The following is a 13,020-nucleotide window of genomic DNA, read 5'->3' as shown; positions in this document are numbered from 1 at the left end:
CTTAGGTCTGCAATATAGCATAAAACTAAAGATTGGGCGGTTGATAGACCCTAAAGTATGGCGTCTGATCTACCAAGGTCCAACGCTCTTTGATCAACACAGAAAGACGTGCGGATTCCTCATAATTGTTGGGGTGATCTTCAAAGGGTTCTAAAAACACGGTCACCTTTTTATCTACCAATATTTGATAGTGTTTTTCAATTTCTCCCGCCAAGTGGTGGTCAAAGACCCAGTCTACGCCAATTGGGTTTTTAGTGTCCGTCACATAATGCGCTAAGGTCATACTCGGCACCACGGTGAAATTATCGTATTGCTGGCTGAGGGTTTTGAGTTCTTGGTACTGCTGATGGGTTTCAGCATCACTTTTTATTCCAGCTAACCTCGGGAACACGTCTCCCATAGAGTAGGTGAGTTCGCTGCGATCGGAATCGTTGTACACCGTTTGATAACCTATGGAAAAGCAAACCACAAAGGCCAGCAAAACTGCTGCAGCAGAACCTTTGGAGAGTTCCACTTTAGGGAGTTTGATCAGCAACACATAAGTAGCAATAACCATAGGAACGGCGAAGTGCACCGGAGTTTTGAATCCATTACTAATGGAAGCGCACCAACTCAATCCGAGCAAGAGCAGCAGCAGACTAAAACCTTTGTCTTTACGCCACATCAAAAGCCCAAAGAGCACCGCTAGTAAAAACCAAACTTGATACAACCAAGCCTTAACGGAGTGGTAAGAATCTGGGTTGAAGAAGAGGTAGATCAAATACCCAACAATGGCTAAATTCAGCACCACATAGCTGGCCTGAACCGGAATCCGCTTTCTGAAGAAATAAAGAATTCCGCCAAGAGGAATCAACCAAAGCGCCTGGCTTTTAAAGGCCAAGGCGTAACTTTTAAAACCTGCTTTGTAAAGAGAGCTTCCACTGGTAAAACTAAAGGTCTGGGCGTAAAAAGCATCCCAAGCGCCTTGACTCAAAAGTAAGCCTGCAAAACATCCAGCGAAAAACAAACCAAATCCTATGAGAATTAAGAGTTTTTTAAAATCTTTCTGCAAAGCCAAATAGCCCGCGATCATCACAGGGAAGAAGTAAAAGGATTGCTTGCTCAGCACGCTTAAGGCAATAAAAAATGCGGCAAGCGCAATTTGATACCAGCGCTGATAACTCAATAAAATATACAGTCCAATCACTCCAAAAAACACTCCATCAATAGTGTTCCAAGGCATTGGTGGATAGTTGTGGATGGTGACCACCGCAGCAAGTGCGGAGAGAAAATAACGCTCTTCACTGCTGAGATTAAGCCAGAGTTTGGAGACCAGTTTGACCGCCAAGAACGAAAAGCTAAAGACCTGCACAAAATAAAATCCGCGGTTGAGTAAATAGGCGTGATCCTCAGTCAAATAAAGTAATAAGGAATGAAAGTAGGGTGGCAGTGCCGGTTTGATATAATAGAAATCCAGATGCGGAAAGTAGCCGTTATACATGGACCATGAGATCCCAAAAATGGAACCCATATCGCCGTTTTCCAATCCGTAGGGTGTGTAGAAAAGCAAATAGCCAATAAGGCAGCACCAAAAAAGGATCTTGAATGTGTTTTTAAACCAAAAGTCAGATTGCAGCTGCGTAGTTTGAGCCATATTAGACGGTCTTTTGAACCACCTCAAAGATCTGCTGCTCGTCACACTTTAAGGTTTTGGACGGGTATTTTAAGATCAAGGCGTAATCATGCGTAGCCATTAAAATGGTATTCCCGTTCTTGTTGATCTCTTGCAGCACTTCCATAACTTCTACGGAGGTCTGCGGATCTAAATTTCCAGTGGGCTCGTCGGCTAGAATGATCTCGGGTTCGTTAAGCAGGGCGCGTGCGATGGCAATACGCTGTTGTTCTCCTCCGGAGAGTTCATAAGGATATTTGAATGCCTTGGTTTCCATGCCTACTTTGGAGAGCACGGCCTCAATGCGTTGGTCCATTTTAGGTTTTTCCTTCCAACCGGTAGCCTTGAGCACAAACATCAAATTCTCTTTGACCGTTCTGTCGTTAAGCAGCTTGAAATCCTGAAAGACCACCCCCAACTTTCTGCGTAAAAACGGAATATCTTTTTCTTTAAGTGTACTCAGGTCGTAATCGGCTACAAATCCTTCGCCTTGCTTTAAAGGAAGGTCTCCATAAAGCGTTTTCATAAAACTACTTTTTCCAGAGCCTGTCTTTCCAATAAGGTATACGAATTCTCCTTTGTTTACGGAAAGATCTACATCTTTCAAGATCAAATTTTGATTCTGAAAAATGGAGGCTTTAGAAAGTTTTACTACGGCTTCTGACATGAAACGATCGGGATTTTAGGCGTTGATACGAAAATACTGTTTTTGTGCTAAGGTCTTTAAACGGCTGCTGAGTTTTTTTGTAACAAAGTAACCAACAGGACGTTTGTTAATAAACAACGCATGAATTGCGAGAATGTTTATAACCCCTGAATAATTTAGCTGGAATCAGCGCGTTATTAGGATAAGTATCACGCTATCTTTATTGGCGTTTTAACCCAAAATCATGAAGAGATACCTCACCGTATTTTACCTATTTCTTATGCTGAGTGTGGGTAGTTTTGCCCAACAATCTGCAGTCTACACCAGTGACGACGTCACCTTTAAAAAAGCAGTTGCCCTTTACAATAATGGTCAGTATTTAGCCGCACAGCCATTGTTTCAACGCATTGGTCGTGAAGCTGAAGACGACGGCCTTAAAAGTGAATGCGCTTATTATGCTGCCAATTGCGCCGTACGCCTCAATCAACAAGGCGCGGATGCGATGATGGAAGCCTTTGTGGCGGATTATCCCACCAGCGTCCGCAGAAATTCTGCCTATATCGATGTGGCGGAGTATTATTTTGAGAACGGCAAGTATTCCTATGCCAGAAAATGGTACGACAAGGTAGACGATACCCGTCTGAACCGATCGGACCTGGAACGCTTTTATTTTAACAACGGTTATGCATACTTTAAAAGCAAGAACTGGGATGAGGCCAAGACTTATCTGAATCGGGTGGCGGATTCTAAGAACTACGGTTCTCAAGCAAAGTATTACCTCGGATTCATCGCTTATGAGAACGATTCCTATGAGGAGGCCAACGATTATTTTGATCAAGTCGGGGACAACCCTGCTTACAACGAAGAGCTATCGTACTATCAGGCAGACATGAATTTTAAGCTCGGAAACTTTCAAAAGGCGATTGACCTTGGGAAAGAACAATACGATTCCGCAGCACCTAAAGAGCGTTCAGAGTTGGCAAAAATCATTGGCGAGAGTTATTTCAATCAAGAGAAATACGCTGAAGCCATTCCATACCTGCAAGAATTCAAAGGCCGCAGAGGCAAATGGAACAATACCGATTACTATCAGTTGGGATATGCCTACTACAAGCAAGGCCAATACGCAGAAGCCATCGCAGAGTTCAATAAAATTGTGGATGGCCGTAATTCCGTTGCACAGAATGCCTTTTATCACTTGGCCGAATCTTACCTCAAGTTAGATAAAAAGCAAGAGGCCCTCAATGCCTTTAAGAATGCTTCAGAGATGGACTTTTCTGCAGAGATCCAGCAAGATGCTTGGCTTAACTATGCTAAGCTCAGTTATGAGATCGGGAATCCGTATACCAGCGTGCCGCAGGTACTGGCTAGCTATATGGATACCTATCCAGATTCTGAGGTCAATGCAGAATTACAAACCCTGCTCATTGATTCCTATATCACCTCTAAGAATTATGAAGAGGCTTTGAATCTCTTGGAGCGCGAAAAGGATCCGGCTTCAAAAGCGGCTTTTCAGAAAGTAGCTTTTTACCGTGGGATTGAGCTCATCTTGGACAACGAATACGCAGAAGCAGAAGGCTATTTGGATCGTTCGTTAACGCAAAAACTGGATGCGGCCTTTACGGCCAGAGCCACCTATTGGAAGGCGCAGTGTGATTATGAACTCAGCAACTATGCGGATGCCTTGGTAGGCTACAGACAATTTAGTCAATTGACAGGAAGCGCTGCAACCCCAGAATGGCGTGATTTCAAATACCACAAAGGCTATGTGCATTTTAAGTTGAAGGAATACGACAGCGCCATTGAAGATTTTAAAAGCTTCTCAGCTTCAACAGCCGATCTGGACCTTAAAAACGATGCGCTCCTGCGTTTGGGAGACAGTTATTTTGTGACCAGTAAATACTGGCCGGCTATGGAGCATTACAATATGGCCATTGAAGGCGGAGTGCCGTCCACGGACTATGCAGAATTTCAAAAGGCGATTTCCTACGGTTTTGTAGATCGCAATCCGCAGAAAATAGAAGGCTTAAAGAACTTTGCCAGCAAGTATCCGCGTTCCGCATATAAGGATGACGCGCTTTACGAACTGGGCAATACCTACGTGAGTATTGACAATATTCCAGAGGCTATGCGAACCTACGATCAGTTGGTGCAAGATGTGCCGCAAAGTAGCTATGTGCCACGAGCGCTTTTGAAAAAGGCCTTGCTGTTGGATAATAACAATGAATCTGATGAAGCCTTAACTATTTTTAGAGCCGTAGTGGCTGATTACCCAGGAACGCCAGAGGCTTTGCAAGCTGTTTCCTCTGCCAAGTTGATCTATATCGATCAGGGTCGTGTGGATGAATACGGCTCATGGGTTTCTTCTTTAGACTTTGTTGAGGTTGCCGATTCTGAATTGGACGACGCTACCTACAAAGCTGCAGAGCAATCTTTCTTGGCTAATAACAAGCGCCAAGCCATCACCCGATTCAAAACCTATGTGGAAGACTTCCCAAACGGACGCCATGCTTTGCAGGCCAATTTCTATTTGGGACAATTGTACTACGGAGAGCAAGAATATGCCGAGACCATTCCGCATTATACCTATGTGGTAGAACAGCCCCGTAGCGAGTATACCGAGCAGGCGCTTTCAAGACTGTCTCAGGTGTATTTGGAGTCTGAAGATTATGCCCAAGCCATTGGACTTTTGGAGCAGTTGGAACAAGTGGCTGACTTCCCGGAGAACATCATCTTTGCGCAGTCTAACATTATGAAATCCAGTTATGAATTGGATCGTTATGAGCAGGCAGTGACCTATGCAGACAAGGTATTGGACAATCCAAAGATCGACACTAAAGTGAAAAGTGATGCGCAGATCATCATTGCGCGTTCTGCTTGGCAAACGGGAGATATGGAGAAGGCCAAATCCGCCTATAATGAGGTCAATAAAATTGCTTCAGGATCGCTTAAGGCTGAGTCACTTTACTATAAAGCTTACTTCCAAAATGCAGACGGGGAGTACGCTGCCTCCAATGAAACAGTGCAAATTCTGGCCAAGGATTATTCCGGCTACAAAGAATTTGGTGCCAAAGGCTTGGTGATTATGGCCAAGAATTTCTTTGCGCTGGATGACGCTTATCAGGCCACTTATATTCTGGAAAGTGTGATCAGTAATTTTGCCGATTATCCAGAAGTAGTCAGCGAAGCAGAAGCAGAACTTGCGACCATAAAAGCGGCTCAGGCCAAAACCAACGCTTCTGTAGAAACAGGAGGCACCAATTAATTCATCATCAATCTATTTCAAATGAACTTTTTTAACAGACTGATTGCGCTCAGTGCTATACTTATACTAGGGACCTACTCTGCCCATGGGCAAGATGACGATGAGGAACAAACCCTCGATACCGAGGTGGTCAACGTGGTTCGTCCTTACAGTCCGAGTCTTTCTGACGCTTTTAAAATAAAACAGACTCCAGAGATCAACGACTCCATTACGAGTCAAAAACAAGACGTGACCTACGGGATCTATTCGGTTCCTGTTGCTTCTACCTTTACACCGGCAAAAGGAACTGCTGTAGGCGTTGAAAAGGCGGAGCGTGCGGCTTTGTATGACAATTACGCTACCCTAGGGTTGGGGAGTTATACCACGGCTTTGGCAGAATTCTATTCCAGCTGGCAGCTGAGTAGAACAGATAACTTCGGGCTTTTTTTGCAACACAATTCGGCCCAAGGAGATATTGACGATATTCCTTTAGATGCTAGTTTTCTCGATACGGACCTCGCACTGTCTTATACCTCTTTTCAAAGAGATCTTGGTTATGATATTAATTTAGATGTTACCCATCAGCTTTTTAACTGGTATGGGATCAATCAAGACCTTTCTTTTCCAGATGATGTAGTCAACGGAATAGATCCTACTCAGACTTATTTCAGCGCTTTTTTGAGCGGAGGTTTGACCTTGGAGGATTCTTATTTCAAGTCAGGCCGTGGAACCATAGGATTTTTGTCTGATAAGTTTGGGTCCAACGAAATTAGAGCCATTTTAACGCCACAGATAGAATTGCCGATCACAGACTACCGCTTTTTGGTTGATCTGGATTTGGACTTTGTTTCTGGAAGTTTTGAACGCGGTTATTTTGACGACCAACCTATTGACTACGGATTCTTGAATTTGGGGGTAAGTCCTGCCCTTGAGATTCTCAATGACGATTTGACCTTGTTTTTAGGAGCTGCCGTTTATATGGGCCAGGACATTGAAAACAGCGATACGGACATTTTTGTGTATCCGCGTGTTCGAGCATCTTATAGACTTTTGGATGATACCGTGATTGCCTACGGCGGAGTAGAAGGAGATCTCAATCAGAATTCCTACTATGATTTTAAAGAGACCAATCCTTTCGTTTCTCCGACCTTGATGATCGCGCCTACAGATCAACTCTACGATGCCTATTTAGGGATCAAGGGTAAATTTGCGGGTAATGTGAGTTACAACCTCCGCGGTGGATACAGCAATGAAAACAACAAGCCTTTGTTTTTGTCTAACCCGTACAAAGGAGCAAGTGCCGGTTTTGAGGGTTATGAGTTTGGCAACTCCTTCCAAGTCGTTTATGACAATGTAGAAACGCTCAATTTCTTTGGAGAGCTTAAGATTGCTTTGACGGAGAAAGCCACTTTCGGAGTAAGCGGAAATTACTTCGGCTACACGGGAGAGCTCACAGGGAGCAATCCATGGAACTTACCGGAATTCACGGCAAATACATCCGTGGACATACAGTTTAGCGAAAAGTTGTTTGCCGGAGCGAGTCTCTTCTTTGTTGGGGAACGTCAAGACGTATTCTCAGATACTTTTACCAACACGCTCCCAGTAGTGGTCACTTTGGACAATTACTTTGATGCCAATCTTTACGGAACTTACCGCATCAATGAGCGCGTTTCTATCTTTTTGCGCGGTAACAATTTGGTGGGAACCAACTATCAGAAATGGTACAACTTCCCGGTTCAGGGATTGCAAGTTCTTGCAGGGGCTACCTATAAATTCAATTGGTAGTACTGCGGATTTGATCCGTTAAAGGCATTGACAGATACGCGGGTATTGTTGTATTTTTATACAAAATATCTAACCATGCGAATTCTATCCCTATTGCTTGTTTGTAGTCTGATCTCTTGTAAGACCGAACCTGAAAAGATCTCTGCGGAGCTTATTGTTACTAACGCCAATATCTATACCGTAGATGAGCAATTCCGGACGGCCAATGCTTTTGCTGTAGGTGAGGGTGGAGTCATTCTTGGCGTAGGGGCCGATTTTGATATCACTGCTGAATTCGAAAGTGAAAACGTATACAACGCAGAAGGGAAGACCATAGTACCTGGGCTTATTGATGCACATGCACACCTGCTTAATTTAGGGGTGGGGATGCAAGAAGTAGATTTGGTGGGTACAACCAGTGCCACCGATGTTATTGCTCGTGTTAAAGCCTTTCAGAAAGAAAATCAACCTATTTTTCTAAGCGGACGTGGCTGGGATCAAAACGATTGGGAAGTCAAAGAGTTTCCAACCAAGGAGCTTTTGGACGATGTTTTTCCGGATGTTCCCGTTGCTTTGAGACGTATTGACGGTCACGCCCTTTGGGTGAATTCTAAAGCCTTGGAATTGGCCGGTATTACTGCAGACACTAAAATGTCTGGGGGAGAAGTGATCCTTAGAAACGGAGCGCCTAGCGGAATTCTTGTTGATGCGCCCATGCGTTTGGTAGATGCGGTAAGACCAGAAAAGGATACGGCTTTTTATATCAAGTCTTTGAAAGATGCAGAAGATTTTTGTTTGTCTTACGGACTTACTACGGTCAATGACGCTGGTTTGGATCGATTTGTTATTGAAATGATCGACTCGCTGCAACAAGCGGGTACGATGAAATTGCGTCTCTATGCCATGGTTTCCAATGCTCCAGAGAATTTAGACCACTATTTGAACAATGGAATAGTAAAGACGGATCGTCTTAATGTGCGTTCCATCAAGGTTTATGGTGATGGTGCTTTAGGTTCTCGTGGTGCCGCTCTGCGCGCGCCTTACAGCGATCAGCACGATCATTATGGAGCCATGATAACCACAGAAGAAGAACTTATGGCTTTGGCTAAGCGAATTCACGACGCAGGCTACCAAATGAATACGCACGCTATTGGCGACTCGGCGAATATTGCTGTTTTGCGTGCTTACTCGAACGTCCTAAAAGATCAAACTGATGCTCGTTGGAAGGTAGAGCACGCTCAGATAGTGAGTGTTGCTGACTTTGATTATTTCTCTAAAAATATCATTCCATCAGTGCAACCTACCCACGCAACCAGTGATATGTACTGGGCAGAAGAGCGGGTAGGGCCAGACCGCATTCAAGGGGCTTATTCCTTCAAGACCTTGTTGGATAAGGCTGGATTGGTCGCTTTAGGAACTGATTTTCCAGTAGAACAAGTCAACCCTATGTTGACCTTCTACGCTGCTGTTGCCCGTCAAGACACCGATGGATATCCGGACGGCGGTTTCTTGCCCGAGCAAAAACTCAGCAGGGAAGAGGCACTAAAAGGAATGACCATTTGGGCCGCTTATTCCAATTTTGAGGAAGAAGAAAAGGGCAGTATTGAAGTTGGCAAACTTGCCGATTTCACGGTGCTATCCGCAGACATCATGACTATTGATGATGCAGAAATCCCAAAGGTTGAGGCTGTACGCACCTACATTAACGGGGAATTGGTTTACGAGAAAAAATAGTGACGACTACAGTCCGCCGTTCGCTTGAAGGTCCGCGATACACAACGGGTCTAGAGGCGTAATGGCATCTAAACTCTTCATTTTAAATACACCTCCTTGGATCTCTGTTTGGAAGAACATCAAACAGTCCTCCACCACACAGTGGCGAGTATTGATGGGATCTTCGTGGTCTGAGGTCAAAGGCGTGCCGAGATTCACCAAGCCCAATAAATGCGCGAACTCGTGATTGAGTGTAGTGCTTTCCAAAGCAACGCGTCCTGGTTCACCGGCTTCATCACTGAATTCACGGATGGTCTCTTCATAGATCACTAGGGAAGTATTGCGGTAAGCAGTTCCTAAAGTTTTGCTGAACTGGGTATCGTTGATGTTAGCACCATCCGTAAAGAAAATAAATACACCAAGCGTGGTTCCTTGATTGTACACCGTTCTTACCTGATCCTCAATTTCCGCGATCTCCGCAGTACTGAAAGGCTGCATGCCAATGGGTTCTATAGAACGTTCAATGATATTAACACCTCCAGGTTTGTTAAGGCGTTCTTCAATAAAAATGCGAAGGTTTTCTACGGTTTCCGCACGAGGATTGAAATTTTCTACAAATACCAACTCAATATTTACCGCATCAAAGTTAGCTGCTCCTAAGAGGTCCGCAGCAGAATCACCTACACTTAATAAGTTTCCTGCATTCGGGTTCGGTTCTTCCGTATCATCGCCTCCCGAGGAATCGTCACTTTTACAGGATGAAAGGACCATAAAGGACAAAAGGAATAAATAAGGTAGGTATCGTAATATTTTCATCGATTTAATATTTTTCTTTGTGCAGTCGATGAATCAAATAAAAGATATTTGCATCGATCGACCGCTTTGCTTTCGCACCAAAAATTTAATTAAAGCTGAAGTTATTCTAGCAATTAAATGTGTTGGTGCTCATTTCATAGCGTGAATGTGTATTTTGTACAAAATTAAAGCATTTTTTTAATCTTATGAGAGCTGTACTTTTTATAACGCTGGTTTGTAGTTTTTGTTTTTCGAGTCTCGCCCAGACCGATTCGGTCCAAGAGCAGACCGTGAATTACTTAAAGATCAATGGAACCCAAACTCAATATGAGGGTGCCTACGATCAAATGATCAACTTGATCAAGACCCAATTTGACGGGCAGGGAGTTCCAGAATCCCATTGGTCAAAACTGGAAGCCCAAAAAGAAGATCAGGTTGACGGCATATTGAATATGTTGGCTTCGGTTTACCGCAGCTATTTTGAAGAGACCGACATTCAAAACCTCTATACACACTACAGCAGTTCGCCTGAGGCGCAGCAGGCCAATCAAAGTACTTTTATAAATTCTGCCACTGGGCAAAAACTGGTTGCGGTGCAACAAAGTCTGATCCAGAATATTTCTGCAGCCTCTGAATCCTGGAGTCGAGATTTATATCTCGCCACTTTAGATGAGTTAAAGGGAATGGGTTTTACCCCTAAACAGCAGTAAGCCGAGCGAGATAGTCGAAGTTTTCTCCCTCTTCAATCAGTTCAAAATGCAAACCCGCTAATTGGGCTAAGATCCCAAAGGTTTCGGGGTCAAGATATAACCAGTAGTAAGGTTCTGATTGTTGGTCTTTATAATGCAATACGCACTCCAGCTCTCCGTAGTATTTTAAATATTCAGGCACCATCAGCACTCCAGCCTCGTCGTAATCATACATATACTGCAAGTCACTAGAGTCTACAAGGATTTGCCCGTTGGCCGCTAATAAGGAGCGTAAATGTTCCAACGCTTTTTTAGTCTGATCCAAACGTCCAAAGAGCCCGGTGCCGTTCATCAGCAATAATAAAGTATCGAACTTCTCGTGCTCTAAATCGTAGATGGATTCACAGCGTGTTTGTTTTACCCCTCGGGCTTGTGCCACTTCAATATTGTCTGCGCTTCTGTCTAACGCGGTCACTTCATGACCTTGCTTTTGGAGGTATAAACTGTGGGAGCCTGCTCCGCAGCCAACGTCCAAAATTTTACCACGAGCCAGCTCCAAGGCCTTTTGCTCAATTAAGGGCATAGCATCAAAGCCGCGGAACAAATGTTTTAAGGGCAAAACATCCTTTTCACTAATGGAGGTCTCGTTCCAGAGGTCTTCTGTATCTTTACCCGCAAAGTGGTCTTTTATGGCCTGGCCCATGAGATCGGTTACACGCATCCGCAGAAACTATGAATAAGCAGCTCGAACAGCTGGCAGAAAAAGCCAAAGTTAACCATAAAGCGAACAAGAAGTTCTTCGCCAAGCTCAAAAAGCGTCCGCCCAAGCAGTTGGACAGTTTAATGCAAGAGCTGCATGCCGATGAATTTACGCGAACCGATTGTTTGGAGTGTGCCAACTGTTGCAAGACCACCGGCCCATTGTTTACCGATAAGGACATTGATCGCTTAGCCAAGCTGTTTAAAATGAAGCAGCAGCAATTTATTGAAACCTATTTGCGGATCGATGAAGACAACGACTATGTTTTGCAATCGGTTCCCTGTCCTTTTTTAGGAGCTGATAATTACTGTTCCGTTTACGACCATCGTCCTAAGGCCTGTAGAGAATTTCCACATACGGATCGTAAAAAATTTCAGCAGATCTCCAATCTAACTTTAAAGAATGTGGCCATTTGCCCGGCAGCGTACAACATCGTGGAGGAAATGAAAAAGCGCCTGCCCAATTACTCTTCGTAAAGCAAGTATTTAGCGCGGATCTTTTTAAAGGCCTCGATCTCAGGCTGCCAGCTCGCGCGAATTTCTTCAGCACTTAAACCCTGCTGAATTTGCTGTTGCAATAGCGGCGTACCTGCGTGAGTAGTGAAATTGGCTGTATTGAAGAATTCGTCTTTTTTGGTGTGATTGCGATACGCTTGTACGATCCATTGTAGATCCACCATGCTTAAATAGGGCTCTTGCCCTAAGAACAAACCGTTGCAGTCTGTATCTTGATGTTTTGGGTATTTGGATCCAAAATTGGGTTGAGGCGTATATTGATAGGTGTATTTTTCCTGAGGTAAATAAGGCGATCCCAGAAGTTGAAACTGATAATCGGTTCCACGCCCTGCATTGAGGTTGGTGCCTTCTAACAGGCCTAAACTGGGATATAGATTAACTGCCGTGGCATTCGGCAAATTGGGTGAGGGCCGTACGGGTAGTACATATTTAGAACGGTGGTTGTAATAGGTGTTTTGAATAACCGTTAAATCTGCTTTGACCCCGTCTTTTAACCAGCCTTCTCCATTAACCATTAAAGCGTATTCGCCTATGGTCATACCGTATACTAGTGGAACGGTATGCATGCCCAAAAAACTGGTGTGTTCTGCAAGCATGGTCGGGCCGTCAATATAATGTCCGTTGGGATTGGGTCGGTCCAAAACAATTATTGGAATGCCTGCTTCTGCCGCCGCTTCCATAACCAAACTCATGGTAGAGATGTAGGTGTAAAAACGCACGCCCACATCTTGAATGTCAAAAACAATGATATCCACATCCGTCAATTGCTCTGGCATTGGTTTTCTGTGTTTGCCGTGTAAGGACAACAAGGCTAAGCCTGTTTTTGTATCTACTCCGTCTTTAACAGATTCTCCTGCATCTGCTCGGCCTCTAAAACCGTGCTCCGGAGCAAATACCTTTACAATATTAACGCCTCTGGCTAGTAAGCTGTCCACTAAATGGGTCCGCTCAGTTCTCTTGTTAAATATGGTGTCACCCGTGACTGTATCAGTAGCACGTATTAAATATATCTTACCGTCATTGATACCGCTGGTTTGATTGGCGACTACAGCCACGCGTTTGCCTTCAAGTAGCGGTAAATAGGCTTCGGTTTTATTGGCTGCCGGAATTGGAGTGATCTGTGGCTTCGGGTTTTCCTCCGGGCAGCAATCCTCAGATTCTTGCGATTTGGATCCGCAGGAGCACATAACAATCAGAAGGAATAAAAGCGTATTTTTGAGACTTAGAACAGTCATAGATCTGG

General features: G+C 44.2%; 10 protein-coding genes. 5 read left to right on the top strand and 5 right to left on the bottom strand.

The window, feature by feature from the left end; genetic code table 11:
- Positions 1 to 25 precede the first annotated feature (25 nt).
- Positions 26 to 1,633, bottom strand: a complete 1,608-nt coding sequence (locus tag ACSLP7_RS11980; protein ID WP_435579514.1) for a hypothetical protein — start codon at positions 1,631 to 1,633, stop codon at positions 26 to 28.
- A 1-nt stretch (position 1,634) separates the two neighbouring features.
- Positions 1,635 to 2,318 (bottom strand): cell division ATP-binding protein FtsE, encoded by a 684-nt coding sequence (locus ACSLP7_RS11975; RefSeq protein ID WP_272832641.1) that lies wholly within the window; start codon positions 2,316 to 2,318, stop codon positions 1,635 to 1,637.
- A gap of 223 nt (positions 2,319 to 2,541) precedes the next feature.
- Here ACSLP7_RS11975 and ACSLP7_RS11970 point away from each other — a divergent pair, with 223 nt between their 5' ends.
- The 3 genes from ACSLP7_RS11970 (at position 2,542) to ACSLP7_RS11960 (ending at position 9,039) form a co-directional block, all read left to right on the top strand.
- Complete coding sequence (locus ACSLP7_RS11970) at positions 2,542 to 5,562, top strand: tetratricopeptide repeat protein (protein ID WP_435579513.1); 3,021 nt, start codon at positions 2,542 to 2,544, stop codon at positions 5,560 to 5,562.
- A 21-nt stretch (positions 5,563 to 5,583) separates the two neighbouring features.
- Positions 5,584 to 7,326: a TonB-dependent receptor gene (locus tag ACSLP7_RS11965; RefSeq protein WP_435579512.1), complete on the top strand. Its 1,743-nt coding sequence runs from the start codon at positions 5,584 to 5,586 to the stop codon at positions 7,324 to 7,326.
- A 75-nt stretch (positions 7,327 to 7,401) separates the two neighbouring features.
- Complete coding sequence (locus ACSLP7_RS11960) at positions 7,402 to 9,039, top strand: amidohydrolase (protein ID WP_435579511.1); 1,638 nt, start codon at positions 7,402 to 7,404, stop codon at positions 9,037 to 9,039.
- A 6-nt stretch (positions 9,040 to 9,045) separates the two neighbouring features.
- On the opposite strand, the gene ACSLP7_RS11955 is transcribed toward ACSLP7_RS11960, so the two are convergent.
- Entirely contained in the window at positions 9,046 to 9,834 is a 789-nt protein-coding gene (locus ACSLP7_RS11955) for a membrane metalloprotease (protein ID WP_435579510.1), read from the bottom strand.
- A 185-nt stretch (positions 9,835 to 10,019) separates the two neighbouring features.
- Between ACSLP7_RS11955 and ACSLP7_RS11950 the strand changes: the two genes are divergently transcribed.
- A complete protein-coding gene (locus tag ACSLP7_RS11950; protein ID WP_435579509.1) occupies positions 10,020 to 10,523 on the top strand; it encodes a DUF2059 domain-containing protein in 504 nt (167 codons plus the stop codon).
- On the opposite strand, the gene ACSLP7_RS11945 is transcribed toward ACSLP7_RS11950, so the two are convergent.
- A complete protein-coding gene (locus ACSLP7_RS11945) occupies positions 10,510 to 11,223 on the bottom strand; it encodes a class I SAM-dependent methyltransferase (protein ID WP_435579508.1) in 714 nt (237 codons plus the stop codon). The genes ACSLP7_RS11950 and ACSLP7_RS11945 overlap by 14 nt on opposite strands.
- Before the next feature lie 11 nt (positions 11,224 to 11,234).
- Here ACSLP7_RS11945 and ACSLP7_RS11940 point away from each other — a divergent pair, with 11 nt between their 5' ends.
- A complete protein-coding gene (locus ACSLP7_RS11940) occupies positions 11,235 to 11,738 on the top strand; it encodes a YkgJ family cysteine cluster protein (protein ID WP_435579507.1) in 504 nt (167 codons plus the stop codon).
- Here ACSLP7_RS11940 and ACSLP7_RS11935 read toward each other — a convergent pair.
- Entirely contained in the window at positions 11,726 to 13,012 is a 1,287-nt protein-coding gene (locus ACSLP7_RS11935; protein ID WP_435579506.1) for an exo-beta-N-acetylmuramidase NamZ family protein, read from the bottom strand. The two genes, ACSLP7_RS11940 and ACSLP7_RS11935, sit on opposite strands and share 13 nt — an antisense overlap.
- Between the last annotated feature and the right edge of the window lie 8 nt (positions 13,013 to 13,020).

Source organism: Gilvibacter sp. (genome assembly GCF_965601605.1).
In the GTDB taxonomy this organism is placed as follows: domain Bacteria; phylum Bacteroidota; class Bacteroidia; order Flavobacteriales; family Flavobacteriaceae; genus Gilvibacter.
This window is presented reverse-complemented; position numbering and strand designations above follow the sequence as displayed.